The 20,070-nt window shown below is 59.9% G+C and carries 15 protein-coding genes; 2 read left to right on the top strand and 13 right to left on the bottom strand.

Translation table 11 applies throughout. The annotated features are described in order from the left end of the window. Positions 1-223 precede the first annotated feature (223 nt). The 6 genes from AC1D2R_RS23470 to panC form a co-directional block, all read right to left on the bottom strand. The gene (locus AC1D2R_RS23470; RefSeq protein ID WP_477971002.1) at positions 224-2,575 is read right to left on the bottom strand and encodes a helix-turn-helix transcriptional regulator; all 2,352 of its coding nucleotides are present in this window, start codon (positions 2,573-2,575) and stop codon (positions 224-226) included. Between the two features lie 100 nt (positions 2,576-2,675). Beyond that, positions 2,676-5,750, bottom strand: a complete 3,075-nt coding sequence (locus AC1D2R_RS23465; RefSeq protein ID WP_477971000.1) for an efflux RND transporter permease subunit — start codon at positions 5,748-5,750, stop codon at positions 2,676-2,678. Beyond that, positions 5,747-6,826 carry an efflux RND transporter periplasmic adaptor subunit gene (locus AC1D2R_RS23460; protein ID WP_477970998.1) on the bottom strand — a complete coding sequence of 360 codons (1,080 nt, stop codon included), beginning with the start codon at positions 6,824-6,826 and terminating at the stop codon, positions 5,747-5,749. The genes AC1D2R_RS23465 and AC1D2R_RS23460 overlap by 4 nt, the downstream gene beginning before the upstream one ends. Next, entirely contained in the window at positions 6,826-7,899 is a 1,074-nt protein-coding gene (locus AC1D2R_RS23455) for an efflux RND transporter periplasmic adaptor subunit (protein ID WP_477970996.1), read from the bottom strand. Before AC1D2R_RS23455 ends, AC1D2R_RS23460 begins: the two co-directional genes overlap by 1 nt. Positions 7,900-8,287: 388 nt before the next feature. Then, positions 8,288-9,109, bottom strand: coding sequence for a 3-methyl-2-oxobutanoate hydroxymethyltransferase (panB, locus tag AC1D2R_RS23450; protein WP_477970994.1), 822 nt, complete (start codon positions 9,107-9,109; stop codon positions 8,288-8,290). Next, positions 9,109-9,984 carry a pantoate--beta-alanine ligase gene (gene panC, locus AC1D2R_RS23445; protein WP_477970992.1) on the bottom strand — a complete coding sequence of 292 codons (876 nt, stop codon included), beginning with the start codon at positions 9,982-9,984 and terminating at the stop codon, positions 9,109-9,111. Before panC ends, panB begins: the two co-directional genes overlap by 1 nt. A 305-nt stretch (positions 9,985-10,289) precedes the next feature. On the opposite strand from panC, the gene AC1D2R_RS23440 reads away from it, so the two are divergent. After that, the gene (locus tag AC1D2R_RS23440) at positions 10,290-10,958 is read left to right on the top strand and encodes a J domain-containing protein (protein WP_477971186.1); all 669 of its coding nucleotides are present in this window, start codon (positions 10,290-10,292) and stop codon (positions 10,956-10,958) included. A gap of 15 nt (positions 10,959-10,973) precedes the next feature. On the opposite strand, the gene AC1D2R_RS23435 is transcribed toward AC1D2R_RS23440, so the two are convergent. The 7 genes from AC1D2R_RS23435 to AC1D2R_RS23405 form a co-directional block, all read right to left on the bottom strand. Further along, on the bottom strand, positions 10,974-11,990 hold the full coding sequence (locus AC1D2R_RS23435; protein WP_477970990.1) for a Tim44 domain-containing protein: 1,017 nt from the start codon (positions 11,988-11,990) through the stop codon (positions 10,974-10,976). Positions 11,991-12,066: 76 nt separating this feature from the next. Continuing rightward, positions 12,067-12,525, bottom strand: a complete 459-nt coding sequence (locus tag AC1D2R_RS23430) for a YbaK/EbsC family protein (protein WP_477970988.1) — start codon at positions 12,523-12,525, stop codon at positions 12,067-12,069. 45 nt (positions 12,526-12,570) lie between these two features. Next, entirely contained in the window at positions 12,571-13,344 is a 774-nt protein-coding gene (locus tag AC1D2R_RS23425) for a DeoR/GlpR family DNA-binding transcription regulator (protein WP_477970986.1), read from the bottom strand. 776 nt (positions 13,345-14,120) lie between these two features. After that, entirely contained in the window at positions 14,121-15,209 is a 1,089-nt protein-coding gene (locus tag AC1D2R_RS23420) for a quaternary amine ABC transporter ATP-binding protein (protein ID WP_477970985.1), read from the bottom strand. After that, positions 15,202-16,089 carry an ABC transporter permease gene (locus tag AC1D2R_RS23415; RefSeq protein WP_477970983.1) on the bottom strand — a complete coding sequence of 296 codons (888 nt, stop codon included), beginning with the start codon at positions 16,087-16,089 and terminating at the stop codon, positions 15,202-15,204. Before AC1D2R_RS23415 ends, AC1D2R_RS23420 begins: the two co-directional genes overlap by 8 nt. Positions 16,090-16,188: 99 nt before the next feature. Next, positions 16,189-17,190 carry an ABC transporter substrate-binding protein gene (locus tag AC1D2R_RS23410; RefSeq protein WP_477970981.1) on the bottom strand — a complete coding sequence of 334 codons (1,002 nt, stop codon included), beginning with the start codon at positions 17,188-17,190 and terminating at the stop codon, positions 16,189-16,191. Between the two features lie 194 nt (positions 17,191-17,384). Beyond that, positions 17,385-19,427 carry an oxidoreductase gene (locus AC1D2R_RS23405; RefSeq protein ID WP_477970979.1) on the bottom strand — a complete coding sequence of 681 codons (2,043 nt, stop codon included), beginning with the start codon at positions 19,425-19,427 and terminating at the stop codon, positions 17,385-17,387. Positions 19,428-19,700: 273 nt separating this feature from the next. On the opposite strand from AC1D2R_RS23405, the gene AC1D2R_RS23400 reads away from it, so the two are divergent. After that, positions 19,701-19,946 (top strand): DUF982 domain-containing protein, encoded by a 246-nt coding sequence (locus AC1D2R_RS23400; protein ID WP_477970977.1) that lies wholly within the window; start codon positions 19,701-19,703, stop codon positions 19,944-19,946. Positions 19,947-20,070 lie beyond the last annotated feature (124 nt).

Genomic DNA, 20,070 nt, shown 5'->3' with positions numbered 1-20,070 from the left:
ACTGCCGAATTCCACTCGGGCGGAGTTCGATCGCCACCGGCGCTTGGGATGCCGGGGCGGCGGGTCTCGCTTGCCAGCCTCCGCCGCAAGCATGCAGGGGAGGTCTGCGGCAAAGATTGCACAGGCGAAGTGGCCGGCCAAGCACTTGCCGGGTATAGGTTTTTGAATAAATGGGATAGGTTTTGAGCTCGAACCGGCGCGACAACCTAGCCGCCATGCCGGATTACCTTACAATCCCGAGTGCCCGCGCAGAGCTGATCGCCTCCTGCCTGTTTCGGCAGCCAAGCTTGCGGTAGACATTGCCAAGGTGGAATTTCACCGTCGCTTCGCTGAGGCCGAGCGTATGGGCGACATACTTGTTCGCAGCACCTTCGGATATCATCAACAGGATCTTGCTTTCACGCCGCGACAACTGGTTGCGGTCGGCCGATCCGGTGGAAAGGCGGCCGCTATCTCGCAGCTTGCGGATGATCTGCTTTGTTGCCAGGGACGTCGAAAGAAAGCCTCCGATGCGCTCATTGCCGATCAGTTCATCCAGAAAGACGCGCTCCTCCGACAGTGGTGCAATAGCTCCCAGTCTCGCGCAATCCTCAAATGTCTTTTGCAGAACAGCACGCGCACGCGTCGGATTTCGCTGGCGCTTGGCAATGTAGGCGAGCCAGATTTCAGCGCCGATTCGCTGCCGGTCGGTCAGGTGGAGATTGCTCATGATCCCGACAATCAGCGTATCGAGGTCGGCCCTCGATGGCTGCTCGTAGACGATCTGACGTATCCATGCCAGCGCAAGCGCGATTTCGTCCCGGTCGTCGAGCCGAGCAAATGCTTGATCCGTTTCCAACACCCAGTTTCGGTCGATACGCGAGTCGATTGCCTCAAGGCGCTCAGCGGCCTCCTGCCATCGGTTGGCGTTTTGAAGAACGGCGGCCTCACGGATCTCGATCATCATCTGAAACTGCCGATTCGAGACCTGGTAGACCCTCCAGCGATCGAGGAAGCTACGCGCCGCGATCGTCGAAAAATGGTCGCCCAGCGCCTGACTTCCGTAATGGAGGGCTAGCTCCAGCAGGCTCGGCCAGATCTCGCCGTGAGAAAAGTCGTCGATCTCAAGGCTCAGGAAGCGCGCCAGTGGCTCGGCCCGACCAGCCTCGTACTCGACGCACGCCTCCAAAAGCGCCTGCAGCCTGACATCGCTGGGGCTTTCGAAGGGAATTTCTGCAAGGCTTCTAGCCGACAACATTGCATGTTTGCGTGCCGCCAGCACGTCTCCCATCAAGAGCCGGATCAGCGAGCGGTGCAGACTGATGTAAAAGGCCAGCATCGGCGATTTGGCGCACTCGTAGTGATACATCGCGCGCTGGGCCACATCCTCGGCTTCCGAGAAACGCCTGTTGCGGATGTAGAATTCGAGAACAGAGTTGTAGAAACTTCCGCGAAAGAGGTGATCGTCGAGCGGAAACTCGGCCGCGAGCGCAAAGCAGCGTTGCAGCAGTTCATCGGAAAACAGGTAATCTTCATAGATCAACATCACCAGGCGGAAGGCGCGGAATTCCCTTGAAAAAACGGAGCGCGGGGAAAACACGGCTTCCGGATCGTTGGCGAGATCGCCAAAGCGGTCGGCCAGCAAACGCCGCGCCCGCGAGACGTCTCCCGTCTTGAGTGCCTGCATTGCCAACGACAGGACCAATGTTTCCGTCTGCAAGGCAAAGCTGCGTGGAAAGCCGGCAAGAACCCGCCCAAAGGCCTCCGGCCCGTGGAAATAGAGAAAGAAATCGCCCTGCTCTTCCGTAAAAACCCGAAGAGCGCTGTCGAGGAAGCCGGCCTGCTGAAATGTCAGGATTGCTTCGACGGGACGCCCTCGCTCAGCGAAAGCATCGCCGATCGCCTTTGCCTCGGCCGCAACCCTCAAGCGTTCGCCAATCACCGCATCCACGGCTTGGCTGAGCTCGTTGGTGACGGCCGGTACCTTAAGACCCGCATCGTCGGCAAACGGCAACAGCGAATAGTCGGTAGCGCCCCTGACACCGCCGCCATCAAGCATTATCCTGAGGTCGACGAGTGCTGCCGCCGGCATCGATCGCAATACCTCGTTTGCAAGGAAGGACTTAAGCGCGTCACCGCTAAGCGTTGCGTTGAACGCAATGAGCGGCCAGCCACCCGACCTTTCGCGCACAGCGTCAGCCTCCCCGGCACCGAATATTGTGTCGAGCTCCTCCTTGGTCAGCAGCATCTCGCGCGGATCGACGACATGCGCGTTGCCGTAAGCCTGGGCACGTGACAGACCCGGCAGGACGACATCGGGCCTCTTGGCCACGAACAGCCGCGCCGCGCCTGCGACGAACAGTTCAGGAAGCGGCTCTGGCGCCGCGTAAGGCGGGATATCCCATATGCAGACTTCGCCGGGGAAACGCACCCCTGACATCGCAGCGTCGCGGTGGATCTCGGCGCCAAAATGTCGCGCCACCGCCTCCAGAAGCGCGGACTTTCCCATGCCGGCCGGCGCCTCCACCACGACGACAGGCTCTTTGCGCGCCAAAAGCGCGGAAAAAAGCGTCGGGCGGGCAGTGAACTCACGCATCGAAGGACGCCCTGGTTCTGACCATGCTTGCTATGATGAGAGGTACCAAAAGACTACCGCCGGGTGCATTCATTGATGTCGCGGAAGAACCCCGAACAGGTTATTCCGTAACCGTGTCGCTTGTGACCTCGTCGTCTGTCGGACGTTTGATCCTGAACCAGGCAAGGTAAAGTGCCGGCAGGAACAACAGCGTCAGCACGGTCCCAACGACAATGCCCCCCATCATTGCGTAGGCCATCGGTCCCCAAAACACTTCGCGCGAAATCGGGATGAGCGCAAGGCTCGCCGCAGCCGCAGTCAGCAGAATCGGCCGCATTCGGTGCTGGGTCGCTTCCCGCACTGCATCCCAGGGATGCCGTCCCTCGTGCCGCAGCTCCTCGATCTGGACTACGAGAATAACCGAATTTCGGATCAGGATCCCGATCAGCGCGAGAACGCCGAGAATTGCCACAAACCCCATCGGCGCGCCGCTCGACAGAAGCGCAATCACCACGCCGATCAAAGCCAGCGGGGCGACAGCAAACACCAGAAACAGCCGCGAGAAGCTTTGCAGCTGGATCATCAGGATCGTCGCCATCGCAAAGAGCATCATCGGAACGACTGCGACGATCGGCGCCTGGCTCTTTGCGCTTTGCTCGACAGTTCCACCGACCTCGACGCCGAACCTTGCAGGCAGCCTCGACGAAAATGCCTCGACATCAGCTGCAAGCTCATTGACGACGGTGGCAGGCTGCTTGCTGTCGATGACACCCGCCTTGATGGTGATTGTCGGTAAACGGTCTCTGCGCCAGATCTTCGGCGGTTCGGTCTCGTAGCGGAAGTGTGCAATCGCCGCCAAAGGAACCGAATTTCCATTGCTGGTGCGCAGCTGCAGGTCGCGCAGCGTCTCGATCGAACGCCGTTCTGTTTCCTGCGCGCGCGCCAGTACGTTGATCAAGTATATGTCATCGCGCACCTGTGTCACGGAGGCGCCGCCGACGATACCGTTCAAAGCCGATGCGATATCTTCGGATGTAACACCCAGTTGCCGGGCCTTGTCTTGAAGCACGTCGACCTTCACGACACGGGCCGGTTCGTTCCAGTCATAGACGATGTCGCCCAGCGACCGGTTCTTGCCGAGAACGCCTCCGAGCTCGAGAGCGAACTGCCGCACCTGTTCTATGTCGGGGCCGCTGATGCGGTATTGCACCGGCCGTCCAACTGGCGGCCCAATGTCGAGGAGTTTGACATAGGCGTCGGTGCCAACGAACGTCTTGGTGAGATAGTCCTGGAGATCGCCACGCAGCCTGTCGCGCACCTCCAGGCTTTTGGTGACGATCACGATCTGTCCGAAAGACGCTGCCGGGGGCTGCACGTCGAACGACAGGACAAAGCGCTGTGCTCCCTGCCCGACATAGGTCGACCACCGCTCGATGTCGGCATTGCCCTGGAGCTTGTCCTCCTCGAACTTCGCCATTTGCCGGTCGGTCTCGCTGATGGACGCGTTGTTCGGAAGCTGGAAATCGACGATCAGCTCCAATCGGTCGGACGAGGGAAAGAACTGCTCCTGGACAAAGCGCATGCCGTAAACGGAGGCTGCGAAGGCAAACACGGTGAGTGCAATCGTGATCCATCTGAACCGCATGCAAAGATCAAGCAATGCGGCAAACGATCTTGCGAACCACCCCGTGGTTTCGTGGTGCTGCTTCATCGCCCTGGGCAGGATCGTCACCCCCAAAAGCGGTGCAAAGACGACAGCGACGATCCATGACACGATCAGCGAGACGGCGATCACGACGAAGAGAGAGAAGGTAAATTCACCGGCAGCACTGCTGTTCAGTCCAACCGGCATGAAGCTTGCCACGGTGACGAGAGTTCCGGTCAGCATCGGGAAGGCCGTATGCGAATAGACGTAGGTCGCAGCCTTCGTCAGGGGATCGCCGGCTTCCAATCGCGCCACCATCATTTCGACCGCGATCATCGCATCATCGACCAGAAGCCCCAGTGCTATGATCAGAGCGCCAAGCGAAATACGCTGCAGGGAAATGCCATCATACTCCATGAATACGAAGGTGATGGCGAGCGTCAGAGGTATCGAAAGAGCGACCACCAGCCCCGCGCGCATGCCGAGGCTGACAAAGCTCACGATCAGTACGATCACGACCGCCTCGAACAGCGCCCTGGTGAACCCAGACACGGCCTCCTCGACGATGCGGGGCTGATCCGACACCAGATGCGGTTCGATACCGACGGGGAGCGTGGCCACGACCTTGCGCAGCTCCACCTGCAATGCCTTGCCGAAGTCCAGGAGGTTCGCACCCTGTTTCATGCCAATGGCAAGCGCGATTGCAGGTTGCCCGTTGAAGCGGAACAGCGAGGTCGGCGGGTCCGTGTAACCTCGACTGATCTTGGCAATGTCGCTCAATCGGAAGAAGCGATTATTGACCTGCAGATTGACGCCTCTCAGGCTGTCTTCCGAGGTGAACTGACCGCTCACCCGCAGACTGACCCTTTCGCCCTCTGCCTGCAGAACCCCCGAAGGGGCGATTGCGTTCTGCGACTGGAGCGTATCCAGCACATCGGCCTGACTGATCCCGAGAGCGGCAAGCTGCCGTGTCGAGAATTCGAGGAAGATGACCTCGTCCTGCGCGCCGACAAGGTCGACCTTGCCGACGTTGGGAACCGTCAGAATGTCGCGGCGCACGGTCTCGACGTAATCGCGCAGTTGGCGTTGTGAAAACCCGTCCGAGGTAAAGGCGTAGATGTTCCCGAACACGTCGCCGAAGCGGTCGTTGAAGGTTGGAGCGAGGACCCCGGATGGAAACTGGGCGCTGATGTCACCGATCATGTTTCTGACGGTCAGCCAGATTGCCGGCACGTCGCGGGCCTTGGTCGTATCCTTCAGATAGACAAAGACGAGCGTCTGGCCGGGTGTCGTGATGCTGTTGGTGTAATCGAGGGCATCCAGCTCTTCGAGCTTCCGCTCGATGCGCTCCGTCACCTGGCGCGTGGTCTCCTCCGCCGAAGCGCCGGGCCACTGGGCGGAAATCGTCATTGTCTTGATGGTGAAGTTCGGATCTTCCTCGCGCCCGAGGTTCAGGTAGGAAAATACGCCAAGCAGGGCAAAGACAATCATGAAATACCAGATCATCGAGCGATGTTCGAGCGCCCAGTCCGAAAGATTGAATGCCTTCATGAGCGCGCACCACCTTCTATCGTCACGGTCTGACCCTCTTTGAGACTGTGCACACCCGCAAGGACGACGCGCGTTCCGGGTTCTAGGCCCGACAGGACCTCGACGCGTCCGGCGCCAAGCTGACGGGTCTCGATTTCCTGAGACCGGACCGCGCCACCATTTTTGTCGAGGATCCAGATCAGGGTCTTGCCGTCCCGCTCCAAGAGCGCCGTGTTCGGCAAAAACAGCTTCTCCACCGTTCCCGCGTCCTGGACTGCCGTGATCGTGGTGCCGATACGAAACGCATCCGGCGGAGCCTGCAGCGCGATCTTGATCCGGCGCGTTCGCGTCGCTGCATCGGCGGTCGGTGCCACCTCCCGTACCTTGCCAGCGGCCCTGATCGCAGGGTCGATCTGCAGAAGAACAGAAAAGGGCGCGCCGATCGCCGGCACCAATGCGCCCTCGGGTATGTCGACGACGGCATCCCGTTCCTCCGGACGCGCTACGGTGACAACGGCCTCGCCCGCCGAAACCACTTGCCCCACCTCGAGCGAGGTGGCTGTGACCACGCCGTCAAAGGTGGCCAGTATCTCGGCGTAGGACAGATCCTGGTTTGCCTTGTCGAGAGCGGCTTGTGCCTGGACCACGGCCGACTGGGCGTTCTGCGTTGCCTGCACGCTGCTTTCCAGATTGGACTTCGTCGCCGTCCCGGATTGGAAGGTGGATCTGGCCCGTTGTTCAACCGATGTTGCGTTGGCAAGCTGCGCCTTGGCATTGGCAAGCTGGGCTTGTGCAGACCCGACGGCCAGTTGCAGCGACGTCGGATCAAGCGCCGCGAGGCGCTGCCCTCTCGTCACGATATCGCCGGTATTGACATCGCGCGCGACCATCAACCCGGCGACACGGAAGCCGAGCGGTGTTTCGGTTTTCGGTGAAACGGTCCCGGCAAAGCTCGGCGCCGGCAGAGGAACCAGTTCGATGACGCTTGAAAAAACCGGACGGATCGGAGGACCAACCTCGTCTTTCTTGTCGCTGCAGGCCGACAGACAACCGAGCGCGGCGAAAAGCGCGATCGTCAGGCAATAGGATCCGGTCATCAGCCCTGTTCTCCTTCGAGACGCACTTTCTGTCCCGGGCGAAGCATTTTCCCGCCGTCGACAACGACCGTGTCGCCGGGGGAAAGACCTCCAGATATGACAACCCTCCCGGTTTCATAGTTTGCGATCTCCACCGGTTTGAGACTGACGGTTGCATCCCCTTGGTCGACAATCCATACCGCGGGCTTGTTGGTAACCGAAGAAAGTGCCGTCCACGGCAAGACGATCATCTGCGCAGGCTCCGACTGTGCAGAGCCCGTGACGGGCACACCGAGCGTCATTTTCGGTGGGGTATCGTCCAGTGTAATTTTCACGCGCACGGTGCCGCTCGCAGTATCGACGGTCGGAGATACTTCGGTGATCTTTCCGTAGGTCTTGATCGTCGGATCGCTGACCAGCGCGATCTCGATCCGCGGCGCTGCCTGCTTGGTTTGAAGCAATCCCTCGTAAATATAGAAAACCGCATCCCTGGGACCGTCCTGGGCAAGCGTAAACGCTGTCTGAGCCGCCTGCACGACCTGCCCTTCCTCAACGTTGCGGGCTGTTATGATGCCGTCGGCGTCGACGCGAAGTTCGGTGTAGCCAAGGGCGTCCTTGGCCGTTCCCAACTGGGACTTGGCATTGTCCAGTGATCCCTGTGATGTCTGTAGCGCCGTTGCCGCCTGATCATAGGCCTCACGGGTGGCCGAGCCGCTCGCGAGCAAAGTCTTGCGTCTTTCAAATTCGGCCGAGGCCTGGGCAAGATCGGCCTGCGCAGCAACAACGGCGGCCTCGGCGGCCTCGACATCGGCTTTTTGTTGCCTCGGATCAACGCGTGCGATGACTTGACCGGCCTTGACGTGCGATCCGACATCTGCGGTCCATTCCGTCACCTTGCCACCGACCCGAAACGACAGGTTGGATTGTATGTGAGCAACGATCTCGCCCGTCAGCTTGATGCTGAAGCGATAGTCGGTGAACGCGACATGGATGGCACGCACCGGAACTTCCAGTTCGGCGACCTGATGCTCCTCCTTCTGGCAAGAGGTCAGGGCAAAGCATAGGAGGAACAGGGCGATTGTCTTGCTGCACATGCCAGGAGTTCCCCGAATCCCAAGACTGACGGAACGCCAGCGGGGCATGATCCCTGCCGGCGTGAAGAAAATTCTGCATGACGTTGAAAATACGGACAATGACCGCAAAGTTTGTGCTCATCCCTCCGGCAATGAAATTGCAAGTTCATCTCATCGTCTGCAAGCGTCGAAACAACCCTTGTCGTCCACCGGTCTCAAAGAAACTGGGGCGATGCGGGGCATGCTAGGCAAATCAAGGATGTAGAGCGATTTCGGACGGAGGCAATTTGTCCGGACGACAATATAGTCACCCCGCAAGCCTCGTTGCCGGTTGGTAAACCAACCTGACACGCAGGCGACCCGTGGCCCTGGGATTTTCTGCTGCCCGGTTCGCGGGCGCCGAAGCCAGCTAGCGCCTGACCTGAAATGTATGCTCTTCGCCTGGGAAGCGCCCTGCGCGCACCTCCTCGGCATAGCTTTCAGCCGCTTTTGAAACGAGCGGGCTGAGATCTGCAAACCGCTTGACGAACCGCGGCTTGAAGTCGTTGAAAAGTCCGAGCATGTCGTCGGACACCAGAACCTGGCCGTCGCAGGCTGGCGACGCACCGATACCGATCGTGGGGACCGCGACCGAGGCGGTGATCTCGCGCGCAAGCGGTTCGACCGTGCCTTCGACAACGATCGCAAAGGCACCGGCCTCGGCTACCGCTGCGGCATCACGACGGATCTTGTCAGCCTCCTGGCTCGAGTGACCGAGCGACCGGAACCCGCCAGCCGTGTTGACCAGTTGCGGCATCAGGCCGACATGGCCGAACACAGGAACGCCCCGGGCTGTCAGGAAAGCGATCGTCTCCGCCATTTCCTCGCCTCCCTCAAGCTTTATGCCATCGCATCCGCTCTCCTGCAGGACACGGACGGCACTTCGGAAGGCGTGCTCCTTGGATTCCTGGTAGCTCCCGAACGGCAGATCGACGATGACGCAGGCGTGCGACGCTCCTCGCATCACCGCGCGCCCGTGTGCCACCATCATGTCGAGTGTGACACCGACCGTGGTCTCCATCCCGTAGAGCACCATGCCGAGCGAATCGCCAACCAAAAGCAGATCACAGTGGGGATCGAGCAATCGCGCAATCGGTGTCGTATAGGCCGTCAGGCACACGACCCGTTCTTTGCCTTTCATCGACCGGATGGCGGTTGTCGTCAGCCGCTTCTGCTTGCCCTGAGCGCTCATTATGCCGCCCTCGGTTGCATGGAGCGTCTGAGACCGATGACGCGGTTGTCGAGAAGCCGGGTCGTCCCGATCCGGACGAAAAGGGCGACAAGAACAGGGCCAGATTGCAGGGACGTCATGACGTCAAGGGTTTCCGGATGCCTGACGGCAACCACTTCGGCTGTCGCCAGCGGCTCGGCTTCAATGAACCGGGTCAGGGCAGCCTCGAGCGCTGCGGCATCGTCGAAGCCGTCGGCGTAAAGCCGCTCTGCCTCCGCAAGCGCCTTCGGAACGATCACCGCGGCTGCCCGTTCCTTGTCGCTGAGATAGACGTTGCGCGACGAGCATGCGAGACCGTCGGCCTCGCGCACCGTCGGTACGGCCACGACCCTGACGGGCTGCGCTAGATCGTCCACCATCCGCTTGATCAAAGCGACCTGCTGGTAGTCCTTCTCGCCGAAATAGGCGGTATCCGGCTGAACGAGATTGAAGAGCTTGGTGACAACGGTCGCAACGCCGGCGAAGTGTCCCGGCCGCACCGCACCCTCAAGCTGGTTGCCGAGGATAGGTACATCAATGACCGTCTGCATCGGGTGCGGATACATGTCGGTCACTTCGGGCGCGAAGAGGACGTCCACACCTGCCTGATCAAGAAGGGCGCGATCGCGTTCGAAATCGCGAGGGTATCTTGCCAGATCCTCGTTGGCGCCGAACTGCAGCGGATTGACGAAGATCGATACGACGCTCACGTCGTTTTCTGCCGCGGCACGCGCAACCAGTTCCATGTGACCGACGTGCAGGAAGCCCATCGTCGGCACCAACCCGATGGTCTTCCCGTTGCGTCGAAACGTCGCAAGATGATCGCGCAGGTCTGCTATCGATCTGATAACACGCATGAAACCCTCCTCCAGGATCCCGTGACCGGCAGCGCCGGCCCGGGAAGGTGGCGGATAGAACTCGATTTGACGAAATGCGTCAACGCAAGCATTCCTATTATATCGATTAAGCAGGCGGCAGGACACGTACTATTTTGATCGTGCATGGCCACCGCGACCAGAGAGGTCTCGATCTGCTCGTCGTGAACGGTGAGTAACGCATTCTTTTTGTCCAAACTCTGCCGCAGTGATGGTAGAAGGAAGACGTTGATGAACGAATGCCCTTCACGGGTGTCACGACGATGTCCGACAACAGCGGAGGGACGGTGACCAATCCTTACGAGATTCTCGGTGTCCGGCGGGACGCGAGCGACGACCAGATCAAGTCTGCCTATCGGCGACGCGCCAAGACGACCCATCCCGATTCCGGTGGCGCTCCGGATGCGTTCAGCCGCGTCCGGAAAGCCTATGAGTTGCTGCTGGATCCCGTGCGCAGGAGGGTCTTCGACGATACGGGTTATGATGTCGAGCTTGCTGATCCGGTCGATCTCCAGGCCCTGATCGTGATTGAGAAACTGGTCAACGAGCTCACACTTGATGAGCGCGAGCCCGGTACCTTCGATCCGCTGGCCCGCATGCGTTCCGACCTTTCGGAGGAAATGCGCAAATCCCGCTTCAGCAAACGCGAGCTTGAGCGTCATTCCGCGCGTATCGAGCATCACCTGGAACGGCTGGAGAAGCGGCCGTCGACCGACATTCTCGGATCCATGCTGCGCGCCCGGATCAAGGCAATCGCCAGTGCGATCAGCGAGACGGAGGCAAAGATCAAGGCGAACGAGCGCGCCTGCGAGATGATCTACGACTACGCTTACGAAGTCGATATGCATGAGACTGAGGAGGGCCTCATCCCCCAAGGAGAAGCCCCGCCTGCTGTCTCATCGAAGCGCGACGACCGGCCGTTGTGGGTCGTGCCGGCCGCAGCCCAGGAAGTCTAGGATCAGCGCCGCAGATTACGCGGCGCGTTGCTCCGTGCCTTGGATGGCTGCAAGCTTCCAGTCGGTGCCGGGCTGGCGCACGAAGGTCCAGACCTCCGTCGTTTCGGTCGGCTCGCGGTTGTCGCCGCTGACCAGCCGACCGCCCGTCCGTTCGACCATCGAATCGATCGAAGAGTAGCGCATGGCAAGCGTGGCATAGTCCGCGCCGTCTTCCCGCCACGATTCGGCGATGTCTCCCTGAAGAAGCTTCACATCCGTCACCTGGTTGCGAACCCCCTTGGTGGCATTCTCGCCAAGCTCTTCGGCGAGATAGGACATCGCTTCGGGCGTCGTCAGGCGACGCAGCGTGCCGTAGTCCTCGCGCCCGTAGGCAGTCTGGACGTCGGTCAGCAGCGACTCAAAGCTGTCGAGATCTCGCTGTTTCAACCCGAGTTCGTCTTTCGGCTTCTGCGACTGTTGTGCTCCAAAGCCGGCAGCAGAACCGATCGACGGGATCCGGAACGACGACGCTCCGGCTTGACCCGACGAATTTCCGTTTGACGCCATTGAGTGAGCACCACCTGTGGCAGTTGCGCCATAGGAGGGCTGCCGCCTGTTGGCGAAGTAGCGCACTGCAAAGGAAATCGCCATTGCGATCAGTGCGAACTGCAAGAGCATGCCGAGGAAACCGAAGCCGCCGCCGAACCCGTGGCCAAGCAGCATCCCAAGCAGACCACCGGCGACGAGCCCACCGATCATCGATCGGCCGAAGCCGCCGAAGAGGCCGCCCGGACGCTGTGTGCCAACGGGCTGCTGGCCGGCATAGGGTGCATTGGTTTGCGGTTTGGGCGTCATCGAGCGCTCAATCGGAGCAGCCGGCGCCGGCGCCGTGCGGGTGACCGGCGGCGCCTGAAATGTGCGTGTTCCTCGGCTGCCGAAACCGAAGCCTCCGGCACGCCGCGCGTCGGCCTCGCCGATCGAGGCAAACACAGTGACGCCCGTCAGGGCGGCAATCGCTGCAACCTTGGCGAAACGCGAAACGGCACTGGGCATCAAGCTCTCCTATGGGTAATCAACGGATGTCAGTCCCCTATATAGGGGACTTTTTCCGCGTTTGAAGCACCTGGCTTCATTGGCAGACATCGACCCATGTTGCGTTGGTCAATTCCACCAGTCGTTCTGTCGATATGCGCACGGCCGAATTGGTCGACCCGGCGGCAGGCACGACCACGTCGAACCGCCTCAACGAGACGTCGCAATAGATGGGCAGAGGCGACGGAAGCCCGAAAGGGCAGACGCCGCCGACGGGATGGCCTGTCACCTCGACCACTTCGTCAGGTCCAAGCATGCGGCCTTTTGAACCGAACGTATCCTTGAACTTCCTGTTGTCGAGCCGCGCCAGGCCACCGGCAACGACCAGCATCGGTTCATCGCCGACCCGCAAGCAGATGGTCTTGGCAATCTGTGCGGGATCGACACCATGCGCTTCTGCAGCCAGTGCGACCGTCGAGGAGCTTTCGGCGGTTTCAATAATCTCGATGTCGGGGGCGGATGCATTTAAAAATGCGCGGACGGTTTCCAGGCTCATGGCGGAAAACTACCGCAACTGCGGAGCGAATTGAAGTGCCAATCGTCAGCCGCTTTTCTCGTTGGTCTCGATCAATCTGACATCGCTTTCCTGACAGAGCTGCCGGATCGACTGCGTGACGCACCGGTCGGTGATGAATGTGTGTACCTGCGACAGCTGCCCGATCCTGACCGGGGCGGTGCGCTCGAACTTGGTGGAATCAGCGACCAGTATGACATGCCGGGCGTTGGCGATAATGGCCTGCGCGACTTTCACTTCGCGGAAATCGTAGTCAAGCAAGGCACCGTCCTCATCGATTGCCGAGGCCCCGATCACTGCATAATCGACTTTGAACTGCCTGATGAAATCGACGGCCGCCTCCCCCACGATGCCCCCATCTGAGGAGCGCACGACCCCGCCTGCAATGACGACCTCGATCGCCGGCAGAAGTCTCAATCTGTTGGCGACGTTGATGTTGTTGGTGATCACCATCAGCTCGTGATGGTTGGCGAGAGCCTCCCCGACCGCCTCTGTCGTCGTGCCGATATTGATGAACAGCGAGGCATTGTTGGGAATGAGGCTCGCGGCAGCAACGCCGATCGCCTGTTTTTCACCGGCTGCGATCTGGCGGCGCGCCTCGTATTTTACGTTCTCCGTGCCGCTGGGGAAAGTCGCGCCACCATGCACACGGGTCAGGATCTGCGCGTCGCAAAGATCGTTCAGATCCTTGCGGATGGTCTGTGGTGTCACGGAGAAATGGGTCGCCAGCTCCTCGACGAATACGCGGCCATTCGTCTTGGCCATATCGACTATGTCAGTTTGGCGATCGCTCAGGAACATGGCGCGAGGACTTTCACTTCTGTTTCGTTTGGCCGGCAGTTAAATGCATAACAGAGCGCGAGATCACACGCAAAGTGGCTGCAATCGGTGCTTTGCGCCTGCTGACAATCGGGACAAGCGAGGACGCATCCATCGTCGGGAATGACACCTCGAATGTCGCCAATGCCCGCCAACGCAGTGTCGAGACCGGCGTCCGCGCGCCGCAATCGCACGCTCTCATAGGGGTTTAGAAAAGCTGAGCATCTATTTCAAAATGCTTAACTCCTGCGTTGTTTCGACCAGAGCGATATCACACATGGACGCGTGTCGCCGACCTTCCCGTCCCGATCTGGAGCCCCGCTTTGCAGCTGCAGACGACCGGCGATCCACGTCAGCGCCCTGCTGCATTTCGACCAGGTTTTGATTTCTATCCCGTTTTTGAGGCCCTTGAGGATTGCGTGAAGAGGCAGCCACCAACCGGGTGGCAAAGAGAACCTTTCTACATTTTTCCGGCTTCGAACCCTCGGACGCGAAAGCGTGATTGTGCGCGATACCTTCGTTCAGCACGTCAAGGCGCAAAGGCGTGGGGCTCTCATATCGGCGCGCTTTGCAAAAAGAATAAGGCATCGTGCTTCGAATTTCGCTTGCAGCGTCTCAGGTTTTCGCACATCCAGCCGCGTTTTCATCCCGATCACAACACCTCGTGGCATACGCGGCTTTTGTTGTCGTGCGCATTAAATTAATGGTCGCATCTTTAAACCTGACGGACGTAAACATTGAATAGCCCCCGCCTCTCCTCAAGGAATTGCTGAAAGGGCTGCGGCGGCCGATGGATCGGGTCGCTGCTCTTTTGGCAAGGCCTCCTCGCCGACCAGACAGCGGATCAGGTCGTCCGTGGTCACGCGTCCGACGTCGGCTCCATCGCTGGAAATGACTGTGGCCGCAGCCACATTGCCAATCGACATCTCCCGCAATGCGGCTTCAACGCACATGCCCATGGGAATACGCAACCCCTGTTTGGCCGCCCCATTCTTCTGAGCGCTCATGACCGCTTCGACCTGGATGACCCGACCGCGATTAACCTCCTTGACGAAGGCGGCAATATAGTCGTCCGCGGGCTTGAGAACGATGTCGGCAGGCGTTCCCTGCTGGATGACTTCTCCGTCCCTGAGGATGGCAATGCGGTCACCGAGCCGCAGCGCCTCATCGAGGTCGTGGGTAATGAAGACGACCGTCTTCTTCAGCTCCTTTTGCAGGTCGAGCAATACTGTCTGCATGTCGACGCGGATCAGGGGATCAAGTGCCGAATAGGCTTCGTCCATGAGCAGAATTTCAGCGTCGTTTGTCAACGCGCGGGCAAGGCCGACACGCTGCTGCATGCCGCCCGATAGCTGGTTGGGATAATGGGCGGCGAAGCCATCGAGGCCAACGCGCCTGATCCAGTGCTGCGCCCGCTCCTCACGCTCGCCCTTTGCAACGCCCTGGATTTCGAGGCCATAGACGGTGTTCTGCAGCACGTTGCGGTGAGGCAGAAGGCCGAACTTCTGGAACACCATGGCTGTCTTCTGCTGCCGGAACTGGCGCAGTTGCTCCCGGTCCATCCGGCAGACATCGACTGCTCCGTAGAGCACTTCCCCAGACGTCGGATCAATAAGTCGGTTGATGTGCCTGATAAGGGTGGACTTTCCGGAACCCGACAAGCCCATGATGACGGTGATAGCGCCGCCCGGTATCGTAATGTTGATATCCTTCAGCCCGAGGACATGGCCGTGTTCGCGGTTGAGGTCGGTCTTCGACATCCCCTTCATCACAGGCTCGACGAAATCGTGGCCCCTTGGCCCGAAGATCTTGTAGAGATGGCGGATCTCGATCGATTGGCTACCCATGGATGACCTCCCGGTGCTTCTGCAGCCGCAGTCCATAGGCCTGGCTGATGCGGTCGAAGATGATGGCGATGCCGACGATGGCGAGACCATTGAAGACGCCGAGTGTGAAATACTGATTGGCGATCGCCTTCAGTACCGGTTGACCCAGACCTTGTACGCCGATCATCGAGGCGATCACCACCATGGCAAGCGCCATCATGATGGTCTGGTTGATGCCTGCCATGATCGTCGGCAACGCCAGAGGAAGCTGAACGTTTCTCAGTTTCTGCCAGCTTGAAGAGCCGTAGGCGTCGGCAGCCTCCAGCACATCCCGGTCGACCATGCGGATTCCGAGGTTTGTGAGCCGTATCATTGGCGGCAAGGCGTAGATCACGACCGCGATGACGCCCGGGACGCGACCGATACCCAGGAGCATGACGACGGGAATGAGGTAGACGAAGCTCGGCATCGTCTGCATGACGTCGAGCACAGGGTTGACCGTACTTTGCAGCCGGTCCGAGCGAGACATGGCGATGCCGATCGGAATGCCGATCGCAATCGACAGTACCGTGCAGACGAAGATCATCGAGACGGTCTTCATCGTGTCTTCCCACATGTCGAAATAGCCGATGAGAAGCAGCGTCACCATACAGCCGACCACGATCCGCCAGCTGCGGGTTGCAAACCAGGCGATCAGGCCGATGATGGCGATGACCAGCGGCCAAGGCGCGCCTGTCAGCAGGCGCTCGGCCCAGATCAGAAAGCTTTGCAGCGGGCTGAACAACGTCTCGATACTACCGCCATAGCCGCGCGTGAATGCGCGAAAGCCTTCGTCAACGCTCTTCTTCAGGGCGCGCAGCGTATCGTCGTTCATCGAAGGAAATTTCCAGAGCCAATCCATGTCGGTCCCCCATGGCAAAATCGGCGGCGGCCGTTGTTGTTTTTGGCCGTCGCGCCGGGGTGTTGGCGGGCGGCATCACCGCCCGCATTCTAACAGGTGTCAGAGGGAGGCCTTGATCTTTTCGGCAACCTCAGGCGACACCCATTTCGTCCACAGGTCGGCGTTGTTCTTGAGGAAGTATTTCGCGCCCTCCTCGCCGCTCGCCTGGTTGTCCGACATCCACGCGATCAGCTTGTTGACGGTGTCGTTTGTCCAGGCGCGCTTGTTGAGGTAGTCCATTGCCTCAGGACCTGCACGGTCGGCAAATGTCTTGGTGACAAGCGTCTCGACATTGTCCGACGGCCAGGCGTTTTCTTTCGGATCGGCGCAGTCTGCAACTGACGTGCAGCGCTTCCACTCGTCGGCGTTGTATTCGGCGCCGTAGCCGAGCTTGACCATCTCGTATTTGCCAAGGAGAGCGGTCGGTGCCCAATAATAGCCTACCCAGGGCTGCTTGGCTTCGTAGGCTTTGGCGATCGAGCCGTCGAGACCTGCGGCCGAGCCGGTGTCGACGAGCGTGAAGCCCGCCTTCTCACCACCATAGGCCTTGAAGAGCTGCGCGGTCACCACTGTACCGCCCCAACCCTGCGGACCGTTGAAGACGGCACCCTTGCTCTTGTCTTCAGGCGCCGGGAAGAGGTCCGGGTGTTTCAAGAGGTCGGGGATTGTCTTGATGTCCGGATGCGCGTCGGCAATATACTTCGGGATCCACCAGCCTTGAATGGCCCCGTCGGACAGTATCTTTGCGGCCTTGACGAATTTGCCGTCGGTCAAGCCACGGTTGACGATTTCCGGCTGCAAGCTGACCCATGCCTCCGGAGCAATGTCCGGCTGGCCCTTCTCTGCCATGGAGGTCAAGGTTGGAACGGTGTCGCCGACGACCAGCTCGGCGTGGCAGCCGTAGCCCGCCTCGAGAATCAGTTTGTCGATATTGGCTGCGACTTCGGCGGACTGCCAGTTCATGTTGGCGATCGTGACATCGCCGCACTCAGCGGCGGAAGCAGCGCCACTGAGAGAAAGAAGCCCGACAGCAACAACGGTGGAAGCCAAAAGCACTTTCATTTTCTTGTTCCCTCTGGTCGCGGTGTACGTGAACCCGGGCGCCGGCGGCACCGCGTCAGCCGGCATGCCCATTGAGCCTTCATTGATCCGGCATGCGCCATTCCCATTGCGTCAAAAACTGGCGCATTGGGGCTTTCTTTCAATGCCCTTGTCGACATGGCGTCGCGATCGGGATGATCGTTCGCGATGCGGCTCTACAAAAGCGTGCAGATGCGAAACGCCTCATAGATTGCTGCGTGAATATTGCGGCTTGCCACGGCGTCTCCAATCCGAACGACGTCAAAACGACTGGTTGCTCCGCGCAAGGGTAGCGGCGATCGCCGCGCGATCAACGCCGCATAGTCGACGGCTCCCAGATTGCGCGAAAGCGGCTTGAGCTCGAAGTAGAGGTCGGCATTGGCCATCGTCCCGTGCTCCACGACGACCTGGGACACGCGACGCTCCCATTGTGTCTTCTGCGCATAGTCGGATCCGAGCACGGCCACGAGATGGTTGCCGTCGCGCCGAACGGCCTTCAGGCGGGTATTGATGGTGACCTTCACGTCCCTTTCGGCAAACACCCTGGCATACGGCACGTGGTTCATTCCGCCCATCTCAGGAGCAAAGAAACGCTCCGGAGAGACCAGCTCCAGCTCTGCGCCGCTATTGGCGATCACCTCCGCTGCCGACATTCCCGGATGAGCACCGTTGTCGTCGAAAAGCAGAACGTTTCTCTCAGGCTTCACGGCGCCTGCAAGAATGTCCCAGGAGGAGGTGACAAGGTCTTCTCCAGCGTCGAGCACGGGCGATTGCGCTATACCACCCGTCGCAACAACCACCAGATCCGGCTCAAAGGCCAGAACGTCGTCCGACCCTGCATAGACATTGTAGTGGATGGCCACGCCGAGGCGCTCCAGTTCGTCCAGACGCCAATCGACGATGCCGATCATTTCCCTGCGGCGCGGATTGCGAACCAAGAGGTTGACCTGCCCACCGGCCCTGCCGCTGGCCTCGAGAAGGTCGACCTTGTGCCCGCGCTCCGCCAGGACGCGGGCGGCTTCCAGGCCTGCCGGCCCTGCGCCGACGACAACCGCCCGCCTTGGCGTCGGCGCCTTCTCGACGATGTGCGAAAGCTCACCTTCACGGCCGGTCGCCGCATTGTGGATGCACAACGCCTCGCCGCCTTCATAGATGCGATCGAGACAGTAGGTGGCGCCGACGCAGGGGCGAATGCGCGCCTCCTCGCCGGCTTCGACCTTACGAACGATGTGGGGATCGGCAATGTGCGGGCGTGTCATCCCGACCATATCGAGCTTTCCTTCGGCAATCGCATGCCGCGCTGTGGCGACATCTGCAATGCGAGCCGCGTGAAACACCGGAAATCTTGTCGCTGCCCTGATCTCGCCGGCAAAATCGAGATGTGGCGCCGACGCCATGCCCTGGATCGGGATCACGTTGTTGAGGGCGGCGTCGCTATCGATATGGCCGCGGATGACGTTCAGAAAATCGACGGTTCCTGAAGCAACCAGCCGGCGCGCGATCTCGACGCCATCCTCGCGCGATAGGCCTTGTTCCCAATCTTCATCCGCAACCATGCGAATACCGACGATGAAATCCGGTCCGACGGCCTTGCGAACCGCCTGCGTGACCATCATGGAAAATCGCATGCGGTTTTCCAACCCACCGCCGAATTCGTCGTCGCGGGTGTTTGTCGCCGGAGACCAGAACCCGTCCATGAGGTGTCCGTAGGCTTCGAACTCGATACCATCGAGACCGGCCGCCTGCATGCGCTGGGCAGCCGAAACATAGTCCTCGACGATTCTCGCGATGTCCCACTCCTCGGCCTCCTTGGGAAAGGCTCGATGTGCGGTCTCGCGAATTGGACTGGGTGCCAGTACCGGCAGCCAGTCGCCCTTGTTCCACCCGGTTCGTCGCCCAAGGTGGGTGAGCTGGATCATCACGGCGGTGCCGTATTCATGGCAGTCGTCCGTGAGTTTGCGCATCCACGGTACGATCTCGTCGCGATAGGCGTGCAGATTGCCGAAGGCGGGAGGCGAGTCCGCAGACACGACTGCCGAGCCTGCGGTCATCGTCAGGGCGATGCCGCCCTTGGCCTTTTCGAGGTGATAGAGCCGATACCGATCCGTGGGCATTCCATTTTCGGAATAGGCCGGCTCGTGGGCCGTCGACATGACGCGGTTCTTGAGCGTCAGATGCTTCAGTTGAAAGGGTTGAAGGAGAGGATCCTGAGAAGCCATTTGAGCGACACCCACTGATAGGAAGTAAACCGGATCATCCCCCAAAACAGACATGCCTTCGAGAGACAAAAGCGTCACAAGTCGACATCATTGCGTCGTCGCGACGCCTTTCTGGCTTTGAATACGCAACAGAGCAGAAACGAAGGGCATTGGCCTGTCACTCGATAACGACCGATGGCCCGTTCACACGATGTTTCCCCGCTTGTCGTTCAAGCTCGTCGCGACGGGAACCAAACTCGCGCACCTGCGTTTAGTCGCCCGGTGAGGTGTTTGATGACTGACGAAAAACTCTGGAACAGACCGGTAATCATTGCCATCGGCTCGGCAAGGTACATGGTCAAGAACACGCAGGAAGCAGCCTGGCTTCTTGCGGACAAGTGGCCGGTTCTCGCCGGGAGACCGTTTGCCCGCGCGCTCAGGGCCTGTGCCGCCGTGCTCGAAGGGAAGCTCTCCGCGGCCGATGCACGCTTGGCGTTGATCGACGCAGCGCGTCACGCCAATCTTCAAATTGACGGCTAGGAAGAGGCGCGCCTGATCCGCCTCACGGACAGCAAAATCCGACAATAATTTTAGGAAATACTAAATAATCAAAACTATTATGGATATTTACGCACATAAAACATGAAGATTGTCGGGGCCGGTC

This window comes from Rhizobium sp. P1_C7, assembly GCF_056406295.1.
This window is presented reverse-complemented; position numbering and strand designations above follow the sequence as displayed.